Here is a 15,847-nt window from a genome sequence, read left to right as displayed (position 1 = left end):
CCGCATGAACCCCGGGGCCGAGCCGCGATCCACAGGATCGCCGTGAACACGCTGAGACCCCCTCATCTGGCGCTCGCCATCGGGCTCGCCGCCGTCTGGGGGGTCAACTTCGTCGTCATGCAGGTGGGGCTGGAGCACTTCTCGCCCCTGCTGTACGCGGGCCTGCGGTTCGCGATGGCGGCCTTCCCCGCCCTGCTCCTGGTCGGCCGCCCGGCCGTGCCCTGGCGCTGGATCGCCGCGGTCGCCGCCACGACCGGCGCCGGCCAGTTCGCCCTGCTGCTCGTGGGCATGCGGGCCGGCATGCCGGCCGGGCTGACCTCGCTGGTCCTGCAGATGCAGGTGCTGTTCACGATCCTGTTCGCGGTGACGCTCCTCGGCGAGCGCCTCACCGCGCGCCGGGTGACGGGCCTGGCCGTCGCGTTCGGCGGCCTGGCCCTGGTGGCGCTCGACTTCGGCGCCTCCGGCCCGATCGGCGCCTTCGCCCTGTGCGTCGCCGCCGCCGCGGCCTGGGGCCTCGGCAACATCGCCCAGCGCAAGGCCGCCCCGCCCGACTCGCTGCGCTTCATGGTCTGGGTCAGCGCCCTGTCGTCGCCGCCGCTCCTGCTCCTGTCACTCTGGCTGGAGGGCGTCCCCACCCTGACGGCCCCGCTGGAGGGCTGGCTGTCCCTCCTGTACGTGGCCTTCGTCTCGACACTCGTCGGCTTCGGCGTCTGGGGCTTCCTCCTGCGCCGCTACGACGCCTCCACCGTCGCCCCCTACACGCTCCTCGTGCCGGTCTTCGGCATGACCTCGGCCGCCCTCTTCACCGGCGAGCCCTTCACCTGGCTCCGCATCGCCGCCGCCGTCCTCATCGTCACCGGCGTCCTGTACGCGGGCACCCGCCCACGCCGTCGGATCGCGGAACCACGTGCCCGCGAACCAGGGAAAGCCACGCTCGCGAAATAGCGACTCAGGGCACGGCAGATCAGGGAAAAGTGCCCCGGCTCGCTGCAAGCCGGCTTAAGGAGCTGCTCAACGAGCTGCGGATCGTCGTCGTCAACGGCCCACGCCAGTGCGGCAAGACGACGCTCCTGCAGTCGTGCAGGCGCTTCGGTGACGCCACTTTCGCCACTCTCGACGACCCGTCACAGCTCGCGATCGCCCGCGACGATCCCCGGACCTTCGCCCGCCAGCAGCCGCAGCCCGTCATCATCGACTAGATCCAGCGCGCCGGCGACCCCTTGGTTCTGGCCATCAAGCAGGTCGTGGACGAGGACTGGCGCCCCGGCCAGTTCGTCCTCTCCGGATCTACCCGATTCCTCAGTGTGCCCACCCTGTCGGAGTCTCTCGCGGGACGGGTGGTCTTCGTCGATCTGTGGCCATTCGCCATGGCCGAACGCACCGGCGGCACCGGCGGCTTCTGCGACCAGGTGTTCGCCGATCCAACGTCGGTAACCGAGCGGCGGTCAGCCTGGACGCGGGAGGACTACCTCCGGCTGATCTGCCAGGGCAGCTATCCCGAGGTCCTCCGCCTCAGCTCCCCCCTCGCCCTGAGTAATTGGTTCCACGGCTACCTCGACACCGTGATCTCCCGCGACATCCGGGAGTTCGCGCACGTCGGCAAGGCCGGCGCGATCCCCGATCTGATCGCGCTGGTCGCCGCCCGCGCGGGCGGGCAGCTCGTCCTGGCCCAGCTCGCCAACAGTCTCGGGCTCGACGCGGCGACCGTCCGCTCCTATCTCGCCTACCTGGAGACGGTCTTCCTCGTCGCCTCCGCCCCGGCCTGGTCGAACAACTTCTCCTCCCGGGTGACGCACGCTCCGAAGACCTATGTGACCGACAGCGGTCTGGCTTCCCATCTACTGGATGTGGACGCCGACGCCCTGCTGGCCCCAGGCCACCCGGCACTCGGCGGGCTACTCGAAACGTTCGTCTTCGCCGAGTTGCTCAAACTGACGACGTTCGCCCAGCGGCACGTCGCCCTGCGCCACTACCGAGACCGGGACAAACGCGAGGTCGACTTCATCCTGGAACGCCGGGACGGCACGGTCATCGGCATCGAGGTCAAGGCTTCGGCCACGCCGAAGCCGGACGACGCCCGGTATCTGCGCTGGCTGCGAGACAACCTGGGCGACCGCTTCCGCGCCGGGTACGTGCTCCACCTCGGCGACACGAACCTGCCGTCGGGCGACCGGATCTTCTTCACCCCGCTGTCGGCCCTCTGGGACCACGCGGCACCAACGAGTCTCACCCCGCCGTTGCCTGCCTCACGTGTTCCGGTTAGACCCGCCTCACACTCGGGGGTGCAGGGGGCCGGGAGGCCCCTTGCCAAGGGGAGCTGGGCTCCCCGCTGAGAGGAGCCCGAGCTCGGTGGCGCGGAGCGCCCGGGGGGCCAGGACCTTGGCCGGGAGGGCCTCTGTCACGTGCGGGTCAGAGGGCCGCGGCGGCGGCCTTGGCGGCGGCCGGGAGGGCGTCGGCCACCAGGCTCAGCGCGTCGTCGTCGTGGGAGGCGGACAGGAACCACGCCTCGTACGCCGACGGCGGCAGGTAGACGCCCTGGTCCAGCATCGAGTGGAAGAACGCCTTGTAGGCCGCGGTGCTCTGGGTCTGGGCGTCGGCGAAGTCCGTGACCTGCCGGTCGGTGAAGAAGATGGAGAACAGGTTGCCCGCCGTCTGCAGCCGGTGCGGCACGCCGGCGGCCGTCAGCGCCGAGGTGGCGGCCTCGGCGACGGCGCGGGCGGCGGCGCCGACCTCGGCGTAGGCGGCGTCGTCGAGCGCGCGCAGTGTGGCCAGCCCGGCGGCGCAGGCCAGCGGGTTGCCCGACAGGGTGCCCGCCTGGTAGACGGGACCCTCGGGAGCCAGATGCGCCATGACGTCGGCGCGCCCGCCGAACGCCGCCGCCGGGAGCCCTCCGCCCATGACCTTGCCGAACGTCATCAGGTCGGCGTCGACCGGGTCCAGCCCGTACCATCCGGAGCGCGAGACGCGGAAGCCCGTCAGGACCTCGTCCACGATGAGCAGCGCCCCGTGGCGGGTGCACAGCTCGCGCAGGCGGCTGTTGAAGCCGTCGAGCGGCGGCACGATGCCCATGTTGGCCGGGCACGCCTCGGTGATGACGCAGGCGATCTCCGCCGCCTCGAAGGCCTGCTCGACCAGGTCGATCGCGTTGTAGGGCAGCACGATCGTGTCGGCAGCCGAGGCGCCGGTCACGCCAGGCGTGTCGGGCAGCCCGAACGTGGCCACCCCCGACCCGGCCGACGCCAGCAGCGCGTCGACGTGACCGTGGTAGCAGCCGGCGAACTTGACGACCTTGGACCGGCCGGTGAACCCGCGGGCCAGCCGCACCGCGCTCATCGTCGCCTCGGTGCCGGAGCTGACCAGCCGCACCTTCTCCACGGGCGCCACCCGGGCCACGATCTCCTCGGCCAGCTCGACCTCTCCCGGGGTCGCGGTCCCGTACGAGAAGCCGCGCGAGGCCGCCTCGGCCACCGCCTCTACGACCGCGGGGTGCCGGTGACCCAGGATCATCGGACCCCACGAGCACACCAGGTCGACGTAGCGGTTGCCGTCGGCGTCGGTGATGTAGGGCCCCTGGCCGGAGACCATGAAGCGCGGCGTGCCGCCGACCGCGCCGAACGCGCGGACCGGAGAGTTCACCCCGCCCGGCACGACGGCGCTGGCGCGGGCGAACAGATCGTCGGAGTTCTTTGTACGGCTCACGCGAAACAGGTTAGTCGGCGAGCCACTCCAGCACGCGGAGCGGGTCGGGGAGCGGGCGGCCGTCGGGGGTGCGCAGCCAGGAGACGGGCTGTCCGGTGGTGAGGGTGGACGGCGGGGCGAGGACGTAGCTGTCGCGGCAGTGCCAGCGCAGGCCAGGCGTGTCCTCGATGGTGGCCGGGTCGCAGTCGAGCTGACAGGACCACCACTCGTCCTCGTCGTCGGGGTTGCCGCGGGTGGCCACATAGAACAGGACCCGGTCGCCGTTGGCGGCGACCGGGCCTGAGGGAGCTCCGGCGGCGTCGATCCTGGCGAGGGCCGACAGTCCGGTGGAGAGCGGCACGTCGAACACGTCGAACACGCGTCCGGTGGGCAGGATGACGTTGGCCTCGGGGTCGTTGCGCCACCAGCGGGTGAGCTGCGCCGTGTCGGTCGTGGCCTGCATGTTCCAGGCGGGCGACAGCGGGTGGGCGCCCGGGTCGGGACAGCCGACGCGGTCACACGAGCAGGCGCGGGGGCCGTTGCGCAGCGGGTGAGCGCCCGGCACGGCCGGCCATCCCAGAGCGGCGTAGCCGAGGACGGCGTCGAGCCGCGAATGCCGCGGTTTCCTTCTGGTACGGCGAGCCAGAGGTACCCCCACCATGGTGTCTCCCGTCGAAGTCACCGTGCCTGAGGCAGTCCCGTCTCCTGGCCTGGCGCACACGCGGGACACACCAGCACGTCTTATGGCACTCTAACGCACACGTCTCAGGACATGACCCGAACCCCATGGTTAGAGGCGGCGTGCCACCTCGGTCGCCCAGTAAGTGAGGATCAGGTCGGCCCCGGCGCGCTTGATCGACACCAGCGACTCCATGATCATGCGGTCGCGGTCGACCCAGCCGTTGGCGGCGGCGGCCTCGATCATCGCGTACTCGCCGCTCACCTGGTAGGCGGCGACGGGCACGTCCACCTCGTCACGGAAGCGGCGGATGACGTCGAGGTAGGCGAGCGCGGGCTTGACCATGACGGCGTCGGCCCCTTCGGCCAGGTCGAGCCTGGCCTCGCGGAGCGCCTCCTCCAGCGGGCCCGCCGGGTCCTGCTGGTGACTGGCCCGGTCGCCGAACTGGGGCGCGCACTCGGCGGCGTCCCTGAACGGCCCGTAGAAGGCCGAGGCGTACTTGGCCGTGTAGGCGAGGATCGGGACGCCGGTGAACCCGTCGGCGTCGAGCGCCGCCCTGATGACCCCGACCTGGCCGTCCATCATGCCGCTCGGCGCCACCATCTGGGAGCCGGCCCTGACCTGCGCGACCGCGATGGACGCGTAGCGCTCCAGGGTGGCGTCGTTGTCGACCTCGCCGCTCTCGGTGAGGATGCCGCAGTGGCCGTTGTCGGTGAACTCGTCGAGGCAGGTGTCGGCCATCACCACGATGGCGTCGCCGACCTCGGCGCTCACGTCGCGCAGCGCCACCTGCAGGATGCCGTCGGGGTCGTCTGCGGCCGAGCCGCGGGCGTCCTTGACGGCGGGCACGCCGAACAGGATCAGCCCGCCGACGCCGGCCTCGGCCGCGTCGAGCGCGGCCTTCCGCAGCGAGTCGCGGCTGTGCTGGTAGACGCCGGGCATGGAGCCGACCGGGTGGGGCTCCGCGATGCCCTCCTTGACGAACAGGGGCAGGATCAGGTCGGCGGGGTGCAGGCGGGTGCCGGCCACCATCCTGCGCAGCGCCGGGGTGCGGCGCAGCCTGCGCGGGCGGGCGACGGGGAACTCGGCGCTCACTTGGCCCTCCTTCTGGCGCCCCTGCGGTTCTGGGACGGCTTGCGCGGGGTGTCGCCGGCGGAGAGCGCCGCCGACCGCTGCTTGGCGCCGAACTCCGCCAGCGCTGTCGCCAGGGCCGAGGCGGAGGGCTTGCTCGCCATGACGTCCACGCGCAGCCCGAACTCCTCGGCCGTCTTGGCCGTCTGCGGCCCGATCACGGCGATGATCGTGACGTTGTGCGGCTTGCCGGCGATGCCGACGAGGTTGCGTACGGTCGAGGACGAGGTGAACAGCACGGCGTCGAAACCGCCGCCCTTGATCGCCTCGCGGATCGGGGCGGGCGGCGGCGCGGCCCGCACGGTGCGGTAGGCGGTGACGTCGTCGCACTCCCAGCCGAGCTCGGTGAGCCCGGCGACGAGCGTGTCGGTCGAGATGTCGGCCCTGGGCAGCAGCACCCGGTTGATCGGGTCGAGCATCGAGTCGTACGGCGGCCACTCGTCCACGAGCCCTTCCGACGACTGCTCGCCGGAGGGCAGCAGGTCGGGCCGGACGCCGAACTCGATCAGCGCCCGCGCGGTGGCGTCGCCGACCGCGGCGACCTTGAGCCCGGCGAAGGCACGCGCGTCGAGCCCGTACTCCTCGAACTTCTCCCGCACCGCCTTGACGGCGTTGGCGCTGGTGAAGGCCACCCACTCGTAGCGGCCGGTGACCAGGCCCTTGATGGCGCGGTCCATCTGCTGCGGGGTGCGCGGCGGCTCGACCGAGATGGTCGGCACCTCCTCCGGCACCGCGCCGTACGAGACGAGCTGCTCGGACAGGGCCTGGGACTGCTCCCTCGTGCGCGGGACCAGCACCCGCCAGCCGAACAGCGGCTTGGTCTCGAACCACGACAGCGTGTCGCGCATGCGGACGGCCTCGCCCACCGTGATCAGGGCGGGCTCGGCCAGCGCGGCGTGCTTGAGGTCGGCCTGCAGCCTGCCGAGGGTGGACACCACGGTGTGCTGCTCAGTGGTGGTGCCTGAAGCGGTGACGGCCACCGGAGTGGTGTCGGGCTTGCCCCCGCCGATCAGCGCCTTACCGATGGCCACGGCCTCGGGCAGGCCGTTGTAGATGACGAGCGTGCCGGGGCAGGCGGCGTGGGAGGCCCAGTCTTGCTCCCGGGCGGCGTCGACGACGCGGAACTCCGGCGTCGACATCGCGGAGGGGATGCCCGCGTAGGCGAGCACGGCGGTCGCGGACGGCACGCCGGGCACGATCTCGAAGTCCACCTCAGCCGCGGCGCAGGCCGCGACCTCCTCGGAGACCGAGGAGAACAGCATCGGGTCGCCCTCGCACAGGCGCACGACGAGCCGGCCGGCGGCGGCGTGGCCGAGGTAGTCGCCCTCGGTCACCTCCACCTCGGGCCGGCTGTGACGGAGCAGGGACCGGTGGGCCTCCACACCCGGCACGACGACGTCTGCCTTGCCGAGCAGCTCGGCGCCACGCAGCGTGAGGAGGTTGGGATCACCGGGCCCGGCGCCAACGAACGCGACGAAACCGGAGGTAGGACTATCGGAGCTCAATGGGAATGCTCCCCCATCAATCTGTCGGCCCCTTCGCGAAGCATCTCGGCCGCGAGCCGGCGACCCAGATCTTCCGCCTCCGAAGGAGAGCCGGCGGTGGACTTGCGCACCGCCTGACGGCCGTCGACAGCGACGACCGCGGCGGTCAGGTTGAGAGTCTGCCCGTCATCGAGCCCGAAAGCACCCACAGGGGCAGAGCAGCCCGCTTCGAGCGCGGCCAGGATGGCCCGCTCGGCGGCCACCGCGGAGCGGGTCCGCGGGTCGTCGAGCTGACCGAGGAACTCGACCATGTCGGCCCGGTCGGCGAGGCACTCCACGGCCAGCGAGCCCTGGCCCGGGGCGGGCAGCACCCGGTCGACCTCGAAGATCTCGGCGATCTCGGCGGTCCGCCCGATCCTGGTGAGACCGGCCGAGGCGAGCACGACCGCGTCCAGCTCGCCGGCGGCGATCTTGCCGATGCGGGTCTCGGCGTTGCCGCGGATCGGCACGTACTCCAGGTCGGGACGGAGCGCGCGGAGCATGGCGACGCGGCGCGGCGAGCCCGTGCCGACGCGGGCGCCCGGCGGCAGGTCGGCGAACTTGGCCGGGCCGACGAGCGCGTCGCGGTGGTCGTGGCGGGTGGGGAGCGCGGCCAGCTCGATACGCGGGTCGGGCTTGGTCGGCAGGTCCTTCAGGGAGTGGACGGCGAAGTCGATCTCGCCTTCGAGCAGCTTGTCGCGCAGCGCGCTGACGAACACGCCGGTGCCGCCGAGCTGGGCCAGGTGGGCCTTGCTCACGTCGCCGAACGTCGTGACGCCGACGAGCTCGATGGCGCGTCCGGTGTGTTCTGTGTAGGCGTCGGCGACCATCCGCGACTGCGTCGTGGCCATCAGGCTGCGACGGGTGCCCAGCTTCAAGGGCTGCGGGGTCACAGCTCTACCTCCCTTACGGCTTCGGGCATCTTCGGATCCAGGTCGAACAGCTCGCGCAGCGCTTCCGCATAATGATCGCCTCCAGGAGAGGTGGCGAGCCGCTTGACACGCACAGTGGGCTCGTGCAGCAGCTTGTCGACGACCCTCTGCACGGTCAGGGTCACCTCGTCCCTGGTCTTCTCGTCCAGGCCGGGCACCCTCATCATCAGCCTGCCCAGCTCGGACTCGACCACCCCCGCGGCCTTGCTGCGCAGCGCCACCACCGTCGGGGTGACGCGGGAGGCACGGGCGGCGTCGAGGTAGGCGGTCAGCTCCTCGGCGAGGAGCCAGCGCGCGGAACGCACCGCGTCGCCCTCACGGTAGCCGATGCCGGACTCGTGGATGGTCTCCAGGTCGACCAGGGTGACGCCGGGGACGGCGCGCACGGCCGGGTCGATGTCGTGGGGCAGCGCCAGGTCGAGCAGGAACGCGCCGCGCGTCACCATGTCGGCGGTGATCACGTGGCGGCCGGCGCCGGTGCAGGTGATGACGAGGTCGGCGTCGGCCAGCTCGCGGCCGACCGCCTCGAACGCCACCGCCCGGCCGCCGACGGACGCGGCCAGCCGGGCACCGCGCTCGTACGTACGGTTGGCGATGACGATGTCGGTCACCCCTGCGCGCGCGAGCGTCACGGCGGCCAGGGAGCTCATCGAGCCCGCGCCGACCACCAGCGCGCGCCGCCCGGCCAGCTCGCCGGCCAGCGCCAGGCCGGCGCTCACCAGGGAGGCGCCGGCCTTGTCGATGCCGGTCTCGGTCTGGGCCCGCTTGCCGACCCGCAGCGCGTGCTGGGCCAGTTCGTTCAGGGTGGCGCCGACGGTGCCGTGCTTCTGGGCGAGCTTGAGCGCCTGGCGCACCTGGCCGAGGATCTGGCCCTCGCCGACCACCATCGAGTCGAGGCCGCACACGACGGAGAACAGGTGCTCGACGGCCTGCTCCTCGTAGTGCACGTAAAGGTGCGGGGTCAGCTCGTCGACGGGCACGCCGGAGTGGCGGCTGAGCAGCCCGGTGACGGCGGAGACGGCCGCGTGGAAGCGGTCGGCGGCGGTGTAGACCTCGACCCTGTTGCAGGTCGAGACCACGAAGGTCTCCGCCACGCACAGGTCTTCCTGCACGTCGTGCAGCAGCTTGGTCAGCGCGTCGCCGGTCACGGACACGCGTTCCAGCATGGCCACCGGGGCGGTCCGGTGGCTCAGGCCGATCGCCAGAACGCTCATTGCGTGTCCACTGCCATGAGTGGCCCCCCAGCCTTGCGTTGCTCGTGGAACGCCAGAATCTGCAGCTCGATGGAAAGGTCGACCTTCCGGACGTCGACGGTGTCCGGGACGGTGAGGACCACCGGAGCGAAGTTGAGGATGCTGGTGACGCCAGCCGCAACCACACGATCGCACACTTCCTGTGCCGCCGCCGCCGGTGTAGCCAGAACCACGATCGAGACTCCACGCCGCTTGATCGCGGCTTCTAGCGCATCAATATGTTCAACATTCAACCCCGCAATGGTGTCGCCCACGACTTCGGGGTCGGCGTCGAACATCGCGGCGACGCGGAAACCCCTGGAGACGAAGCCGCCGTAGTTGGCCAGCGCGCGGCCGAGGTTGCCGATGCCGACGATGGCGACGGCCCAGTCTTGGGTCAGGCCCAGCTCACGGGAGATCTGGTAGACGAGGTACTCCACGTCGTAGCCGACGCCGCGGGTGCCGTAGGAGCCCAGGTGCGACAGGTCCTTGCGGAGCTTGGCCGAGTTGACCCCGGCCGCGGAGGCGAGGTCCTCCGAGCTGACCGTCGCGATCCCCCGCTCCGCCATCAAGTGCAGCGCCCGCAGGTACAACGGCAGCCTGGCGACCGTAGCCTCGGGGATGCCGCGATCGCGGGGGTGGGACGGACTCTTCACCTGCGGGAGCTCCAGGGGAACGGGCGGCGGTGAGCCGCGTGGCGGGATGGAACCGTCTTTCAGGTTAATCCCTTTGTGAACCGATGCACAAAGTCAGCGCTCTGGCAAGGGGCGCTACGGTGGGTGACATGCATCGCATCACCCTCATCGGCAAGCCTGGCTGTCACCTGTGCGAGGACGCCCGGGAGATCATCGCCCGGGTCGCCGGCGAGCTGGGCGTACCGTGGTCCGAGGTGAACATCGAGACCTCCGACGAGCTGCGCGAGCGCTACTGGGAGATGATCCCGGTGACCCTGGTCGACGGTGTCCAGCACGACTTCTGGCGTGTCTCCGAAGACCGGCTGCGCGCGGCGCTGGCCGACTAGAACATCACCGTCTAGAACATCACCGACTAGAACATCACTGTCGGCAGCGGCACGACCTTGGCCGCGCTGATGTCCAGCTCGATGACGTTGGTGGCGAGCACCATCGCCTGACGCTCGCTGACGAACCGCTCGACGTGCGGCTGGCGCTGGTGGTCGCGGTAGGCCACCTCGTCGCGGTAGATCTCGTAGACGATGCGCTGCAGGGGCGCCGACTTGACCGCGTGGCAGGCGTACACCAGCGTGTCGGGCTCACCCCTGCGCACCGCCTCGACGGTCTGCTCGGCCAGCCGGTCGAACGCGGCGCCGGCGCCGTCCATGAGCGTGAAGACGGTGAGCATGCCGTAGATGTTCGGCGACAGTCTCCCGGAGGAGCCCTGCCCGGCCGGCTGGGCAGCGGGCTGGGCGGGGGGCTGGGCGGAGGGCTGGAGGGTGGGCTGCGGGCCGGTCACCGGCACGCGCGGCGCGAACACGTCGGCCCCCGGGTAGAAGGCGCCGGTGGCGGGCCCGTCGGCGGCCATCGGCGAGGACTGGGGCGGCCTCGCGTGGTCCGTGCGGCCGTTCATCACGTATCCGGTCGAGGGGCCGGCGTCGGCCGGCGGCATGCGGGCCGCGTAGCCGGTCTCGGGCGGGCCCATGCGCCCGGTCTCCCCCGTGGACGGGCCGCGGCCGCCCGGCGTCATCCGGGCCGCGTAGTCGGTCTCCCCCGTCGCTCGGTACTCGGCCACCAGGTCGCCCAGCCCGGACCGGCGCGGCCGCGGCGGGACCTGGGCGTGCCCCTGCGGGCTCGCGGTGACGGGCTCGGGCTCCGTCCTCCGCCCCACCGGCCGCCGCTCCTCCAGCGGCTCGTCGTCGAAGTCGTCGTCGTCCTCGTACGGGGCCAGCGGGCGCAGCACCGTGTACCAGATCGCGGCGGCGGCGACGATCAGCAGCACGGTCGTGAACACGCCGGGCACCGAGAACCGCATCGCGCCCACCAGGGCCAGCCCGGACGGCACGACGACCAGCGACGCGTGCAGGTTGTCGGTGTCGTACTCGTCGCCGTCGCGCCACCGCAACGCGGCGATCACCACGCCGGCCGCCATGATCAGGGCGGTCAGCACGTGCGCGCCGATCAGCAGGTAGTGGGGGAATATCGCCCAGTGGGCGCCCCCCGTGGGGAGGGTCTTGCCCATCTCGTCGGAGATGAGCGGGTCGACCATGAGGATCACCGAGGCCGTGAGCGTGTAGGCGATGCCGAACAGCCACGCCACGAACCTCGGCGGCGTCTTCTCCGCCAGGAGCTGAACCAGCCCGACCGCCATCCAGAGCGGCGCCACCAGCGACCCGGTCAGCTGGTAGATCCTGAACGTCGCGGCCCCGAACCCGACCAGATGTCCGATCCCGATCACGCCGAGTGACAGGCACAGCGCCGCGGCCGCGACGGTCCAGGCGATCAACCAGCCCTCTGGCTCCTCACGCAGCCGCCTGACCAGGGCGCCGGTGGCGATGGCGGCCAAGAGCGAACCTGCGAAAGCGATGACGGCGACGAGGATCTCCATGGTGTCTCCCATGCTGCCGGACAAAGCCTCCGAGCCGGTAGCCGAAGAGGGAACGGGTTGGACCACACCGTATCTGCCGCTTACTGGAAGTCATGCCATGGGCAAGTGGATTGTGCAATTTCCGGTTGATTTCTAGAGTGTTCGAGCACGCCGCACCCTTACCCGTAGGGATTCCGGATGCCTGACTCATGGCCGTTCTCCGGGTTGCTCGCGCCGGCCGTCGCCGCGCCCGCCCGGACGACCGAGCCTGACGTGCGCGAAAACCGTGACACGACCGCCGCCGACGACGACCTGCGCACCCTGGTGCTGCATGCCAAGACCGGAGATTCGGACGCCTTTGGCACGCTCTACGACCGATATGTGGACCTCGTCTACCGCTACATCTATTTCCGGGTCGGCTCCCACCCGCTCGCCGAGGACCTGACCAGCGAGACCTTCCTGCGCGCGCTCCGCCGGATCACCGACTTCACCTGGCAGGGCCGCGACTTCGGCGCCTGGCTCGTGACGATCGCCAGGAACCTGGTGACCGACCATTACAAATCCGGCCGCTACCGGCTGGAGATCTCCACCGGCGAGGTGCTCGACGTCCCGCTCGACGGGGCCCACATCCCGGAGAACGCGGTGGTGAACGCCATCATCAACGACCGGGTGCTGCGCGCGGTCCGCGATCTCAATCCGGAACAGCAGGAGTGCGTGGTGCTGCGTTTCCTGCACGGCCTGTCCCTCGCGGAGACCGCGCTGATCATGGGGAAGAAGAGTGGAGCGATCAAAGCGCTGCAGTTCCGGGCCGTGCGCGCGCTGGCCAGAGCGCTCAAGCACGACCTTGCGTAACCCGCTGCCACGCACCGTCGTTAGGCAGGTGTCACGGCAACGCCGCCAGGCGTCGAGGGAGCGGTCATGAACAGGGCGCGCAGATCGCGCGAACGGGTGCTCGGCCATCTCACCGAGCTGAGCGGGCTCCCGCTCGGCGGTGGTCCCGACCCGGCCTTCCGCGAGCGCCTGCGCGCCGATCTCGCCTCCGCCGACCGTGCCTCCTCCCGTGCCGCCTCCCGTGCGGTCTTGCGTGCCGCCACGCCCGCCTCCGGCCCGCCGCCGCGGCGCGGCAGGCACGCGCACCGGCGGCCCCGGCGCAGGCGCCCCTGGCTCGGGCAGCTCGCCTCCGCCGGGGTGGCCGTCACCATGATGGTGTCGATGATCTCCACCTACCGGGCGGTGCCCGGCGACACGCTGTACCCGCTCAAGCGCGCCGCCGAGAGCACGCTCGTCCGTCTCAGCACCGACGACGTGGTACGGGCCGAGCGCGAACTGGTGTCGGCCAACACCCGCGCCAGGGAGGTCGCCCAGCTGCTCGGCGAGGCCGGTGAGGGCCCGCTGGTGGGCCGGACGCTCAAGGAGATGGAGCAGTCGACCCGCGCGGGCGTCACCCGGCTGGAACGGGCCGAACCCCGCTCCCCCAAGATCAGCGAGTTCGCCGAAGAGCAGAAGAACATGGTCGAGCCGATGATCGAGCAACTCGACGGTGACGAGCACGACCAGGCCGTCGGGTACCTCGACTACATCGAAGGTCTCGTGCCCCCATCTGGGTAAGCTGAAGCGCATGTGGCGGGTAATACGACGACGGCACGGTGCCCAGGCCGAGATCGCCGGCGAGGCCGCGGCGGCGGCAGCGGTCGTCGTGCCGCCGGCCGAGCCCGATCTGGAGGCGGCGGCCTTCTTCGACGTCGACAACACCATGATGCGCGGCGCCTCCATCTACCACTTCGCCAGGGGCCTGGCCACCCGCGGCATGTTCGACACCGGCGACCTGTTCAAGTTCGCGATCGGCCAGGCGGCGTTCCGGCTGCGCGGCAGCGAGAACCCCGAGCACATCGCGGTCGCCCGCGAGACCGCGCTGGCGTTCGTCGCGGGCGCGAAGGTCGACGACGTGGTGCGGCTCGGCGAGGAGATCTACGACGAGGTCATGGCCGACCGCATCTGGGCCGGCACCCGCTCGCTCGCGCAGAGCCACCTCGACCGCGGCCAGCGCGTGTGGCTGGTGACCGCCACCCCCGTCGAGCTGGCCCGCGTGATCGCCCAGCGGCTGGGCCTGACCGGCGCGCTCGGCACCGTCGCCGAGACCAGCGAGGGCGTCTACACCGGCCGCCTGGTCGGCGACCTGCTCCACGGCCCGGCCAAGGCCGAGGCGGTGCGCGCGCTGGCCCGCCGCGAGGGCCTCGACCTGACGCGCTGCACCGCCTACAGCGACTCCTCCAACGACCTGCCGATGCTGTCGCTGGTCGGCAACCCGGTGGCCATCAACCCCGACAGCGAGCTGCGCGAGCACGCCAAGAAGCACGACTGGCCGATCAAGGACTTCCGCACCGGCCGGAAGGCGACGCTGACCGCGCTGCCCATCGCGGCCGGGCTGGGCGCGGTGGCCGGCGGGGTCGCCGCCGGCATCGCGCTGCGCAGGCTCTACCGCGACCGCTAGCGCAGCGAGGCGAACAACTTCTCCGCCTCGGGCTGCTTCCAGGCGATCCTGTTCCGGTCCTCCGGGTGGGGGATCCACGGCACCGTGACCAGCTTGACGGTGCTGTCGTGCAGGCTCATGGCGATCCCGATCATCCGTTCGACGTCGAGCTCGGTGTCGGTCGTGACCGACTCGGCCACCACGGACGCCAGCCTCTTGAGCTTGGCGGGCTCGTCCAGGACCTGCCCGGCCTTCTTCGCCATGGCCCGGATGACGGTCTGCTGGCGCTTGATCCGGGCGATGTCGGAGCCGTCGCCGACGGAGCGCAACCGCATGTAGCCGACGGCCCGCTCGCCGTCCAGCAGGCTCTTGCCCGCCGGGAGCGTCAGCTTGGCCTTCGGATCGTCGACGGCCCGCTTCAGCGTCACCTCGATGCCGCCGAGCGCGTCGACGAGCCGCCCGAACCCGGCGAAGTCCACCTCCGCCATGTGGTCGATCCGCACGTCCGTCAGGCTCTCCACGGCCTTCACGGTGCAGGTCAGCCCTCCCCTGTTGTACGCGGAGTTGATCAGGTCGGTGCGGGCGGGCGCCGATCCGCAGGCGGGAAGCTGGACGAGCGAGTCGCGCGGGATGCTGACCGCCGTGGTCCGCTTCCTGTCGGCGGGCAGGTGCAGCAGGATGATCGAGTCGGTGCGCCCCTTGTCGTCGGCCATGCGCGGGGCCGACCCCTTGTCGGTGCCCACCAGCAGCACGTTCAGCGCCTCCGTCACCTTGGCGGGTCGCGCTCCCACCGGATGCTGCGCCGTCCGCCGCAAGTCCCCGAGCAGCAGCGCCGGCACCGCCACGGCGGCGACCGTGGCCACGGTGGCGACGGCGACCAGCCCGGCGGCCAGCCAGCCGAACCACCGGCGGCGCGGCCGGCCCTCCACCGCGCCCAGCAGCCGCTCCCGCTGGCGCACCAGCGTCGCCGGGGGTTCGTGCTCCAGCCGCCTGCCGAAGTCCCTGAGCAGCTTGAGGTCGTCCATCGTCACTCCTCTCCCAGCATCGGATTGGTGTCGCCGAGCGCCGCGCGGACCTTCCGCCTGCCCCTGTTGAGGCGGGAGCGCACGGTGCCGATCGGGACGCCGAGCGCCCGCGCGGCTTCCTCGTACGTGAGATCGCCCCAGGCGATGAGCAGCAGCACGTCGCGGTCCTTGGCGGGCAGCGCGGCCAGGGCGCTGGCGAGCCCGGGACCGGCGGCCTGCGCGGTCACCCCGGCGGCCACCCGGTCGGCCGGCGACTCCACGTCCGGTTCGACGGGTGCGCGCCGCAGGGCCCGGTAGCGGGCGGCCTCGGTGCGGTGGTGCCGGGAGACGAGCTTGGTGAGGATGCCGAACAGCCACGGCCTGGCGTCCGCGTGGGCGAGGTCGTAGCTTCCTCGGCGGGAGAAGGCCACCAGGAACGTCTCGCCGACGAGGTCCTCGGCGGGACCGCCGGGGCCCAGGCGGCGCGAGACGTACCTGTAGAGCATGCCGGAGTAGCGGTCGAACAGCTCGGCGAAGGCCTCGGGTTCGGTCAGCGAGGCGCTGATGAGCTCGGCGTCCGCATCCCGGGTGGCGGGTTGAGTGATCATCTCCGCCCTTCTGTGGGGGATCGGTCGGAGATGTCTTGCCACAACCCGCCGT

The 15,847-nt window shown here is 71.4% G+C and carries 16 protein-coding genes and 1 pseudogene; 7 read left to right on the top strand and 10 right to left on the bottom strand.

All coding sequences use genetic code 11. From position 1 onward, the window contains the following. Nucleotides 1-42 precede the first annotated feature (42 nt). The 3 genes and pseudogenes from ACIBF7_RS07490 to ACIBF7_RS07480 all read left to right on the top strand — a co-directional run bounded on the left by ACIBF7_RS07490 (nt 43) and on the right by ACIBF7_RS07480 (nt 2,333). Nucleotides 43-945, top strand: coding sequence for an EamA family transporter (locus ACIBF7_RS07490; protein ID WP_397196653.1), 903 nt, complete (start codon nt 43-45; stop codon nt 943-945). 29 nt (nt 946-974) lie between these two features. Further along, nucleotides 975-1,364: pseudogene (locus ACIBF7_RS07485) on the top strand (AAA family ATPase); the annotation flags it as partial. A gap of 3 nt (nt 1,365-1,367) precedes the next feature. Next, on the top strand, nt 1,368-2,333 hold the full coding sequence (locus tag ACIBF7_RS07480; protein ID WP_333485681.1) for a DUF4143 domain-containing protein: 966 nt from the start codon (nt 1,368-1,370) through the stop codon (nt 2,331-2,333). Nucleotides 2,334-2,409: 76 nt separating this feature from the next. On the opposite strand, the gene hemL is transcribed toward ACIBF7_RS07480, so the two are convergent. The 7 genes from hemL to ACIBF7_RS07445 form a co-directional block, all read right to left on the bottom strand. Further along, nucleotides 2,410-3,699: a glutamate-1-semialdehyde 2,1-aminomutase gene (gene hemL / locus ACIBF7_RS07475; protein ID WP_397196652.1), complete on the bottom strand. Its 1,290-nt coding sequence runs from the start codon at nt 3,697-3,699 to the stop codon at nt 2,410-2,412. 10 nt (nt 3,700-3,709) lie between these two features. Beyond that, nucleotides 3,710-4,339: a bifunctional DNA primase/polymerase gene (locus ACIBF7_RS07470; RefSeq protein WP_148036355.1), complete on the bottom strand. Its 630-nt coding sequence runs from the start codon at nt 4,337-4,339 to the stop codon at nt 3,710-3,712. Nucleotides 4,340-4,468: 129 nt separating this feature from the next. Further along, nucleotides 4,469-5,452: a porphobilinogen synthase gene (gene hemB / locus ACIBF7_RS07465; RefSeq protein WP_148036354.1), complete on the bottom strand. Its 984-nt coding sequence runs from the start codon at nt 5,450-5,452 to the stop codon at nt 4,469-4,471. Then, nucleotides 5,449-6,993: a bifunctional uroporphyrinogen-III C-methyltransferase/uroporphyrinogen-III synthase gene (locus tag ACIBF7_RS07460; RefSeq protein WP_148036353.1), complete on the bottom strand. Its 1,545-nt coding sequence runs from the start codon at nt 6,991-6,993 to the stop codon at nt 5,449-5,451. Before ACIBF7_RS07460 ends, hemB begins: the two co-directional genes overlap by 4 nt. Next, nucleotides 6,990-7,904 carry a hydroxymethylbilane synthase gene (gene hemC, locus ACIBF7_RS07455; protein WP_148036352.1) on the bottom strand — a complete coding sequence of 305 codons (915 nt, stop codon included), beginning with the start codon at nt 7,902-7,904 and terminating at the stop codon, nt 6,990-6,992. The genes ACIBF7_RS07460 and hemC overlap by 4 nt, the downstream gene beginning before the upstream one ends. Further along, a complete protein-coding gene (locus tag ACIBF7_RS07450; RefSeq protein ID WP_397196651.1) occupies nt 7,901-9,157 on the bottom strand; it encodes a glutamyl-tRNA reductase in 1,257 nt (418 codons plus the stop codon). Before ACIBF7_RS07450 ends, hemC begins: the two co-directional genes overlap by 4 nt. Then, nucleotides 9,154-9,831 (bottom strand): redox-sensing transcriptional repressor Rex, encoded by a 678-nt coding sequence (locus ACIBF7_RS07445; protein ID WP_148036350.1) that lies wholly within the window; start codon nt 9,829-9,831, stop codon nt 9,154-9,156. Before ACIBF7_RS07445 ends, ACIBF7_RS07450 begins: the two co-directional genes overlap by 4 nt. A 128-nt stretch (nt 9,832-9,959) precedes the next feature. Here ACIBF7_RS07445 and ACIBF7_RS07440 point away from each other — a divergent pair, with 128 nt between their 5' ends. Continuing rightward, entirely contained in the window at nt 9,960-10,196 is a 237-nt protein-coding gene (locus ACIBF7_RS07440; protein ID WP_271274780.1) for a glutaredoxin family protein, read from the top strand. 26 nt (nt 10,197-10,222) lie between these two features. On the opposite strand, the gene ACIBF7_RS07435 is transcribed toward ACIBF7_RS07440, so the two are convergent. After that, nucleotides 10,223-11,734, bottom strand: coding sequence for an antibiotic biosynthesis monooxygenase (locus tag ACIBF7_RS07435; protein ID WP_397196650.1), 1,512 nt, complete (start codon nt 11,732-11,734; stop codon nt 10,223-10,225). A gap of 177 nt (nt 11,735-11,911) precedes the next feature. On the opposite strand from ACIBF7_RS07435, the gene ACIBF7_RS07430 reads away from it, so the two are divergent. The 3 genes from ACIBF7_RS07430 to ACIBF7_RS07420 all read left to right on the top strand — a co-directional run bounded on the left by ACIBF7_RS07430 (nt 11,912) and on the right by ACIBF7_RS07420 (nt 14,204). Further along, nucleotides 11,912-12,565 carry a sigma-70 family RNA polymerase sigma factor gene (locus ACIBF7_RS07430; RefSeq protein WP_148036347.1) on the top strand — a complete coding sequence of 218 codons (654 nt, stop codon included), beginning with the start codon at nt 11,912-11,914 and terminating at the stop codon, nt 12,563-12,565. Between the two features lie 66 nt (nt 12,566-12,631). Then, nucleotides 12,632-13,321, top strand: coding sequence for a DUF5667 domain-containing protein (locus ACIBF7_RS07425; RefSeq protein WP_271274778.1), 690 nt, complete (start codon nt 12,632-12,634; stop codon nt 13,319-13,321). A 10-nt stretch (nt 13,322-13,331) separates the two neighbouring features. Continuing rightward, entirely contained in the window at nt 13,332-14,204 is an 873-nt protein-coding gene (locus ACIBF7_RS07420) for an HAD family phosphatase (RefSeq protein ID WP_148036345.1), read from the top strand. Here ACIBF7_RS07420 and ACIBF7_RS07415 read toward each other — a convergent pair. Both ACIBF7_RS07415 and ACIBF7_RS07410 read right to left on the bottom strand, forming a co-directional pair. After that, entirely contained in the window at nt 14,201-15,208 is a 1,008-nt protein-coding gene (locus ACIBF7_RS07415) for an LCP family protein (RefSeq protein WP_271274777.1), read from the bottom strand. The genes ACIBF7_RS07420 and ACIBF7_RS07415 overlap by 4 nt on opposite strands. 2 nt (nt 15,209-15,210) lie before the next feature. Further along, a complete protein-coding gene (locus ACIBF7_RS07410) occupies nt 15,211-15,795 on the bottom strand; it encodes an RNA polymerase sigma factor (RefSeq protein WP_148036343.1) in 585 nt (194 codons plus the stop codon). Nucleotides 15,796-15,847 lie beyond the last annotated feature (52 nt).

Origin of the sequence: Nonomuraea sp. NPDC050478, from assembly GCF_044458265.1 — a bacterium.
Lineage (GTDB): Bacteria > Actinomycetota > Actinomycetes > Streptosporangiales > Streptosporangiaceae > Nonomuraea > Nonomuraea ferruginea.
Note: the sequence above shows the minus strand (reverse complement) of the source record. Positions and strands in the feature narration are given on the sequence as shown.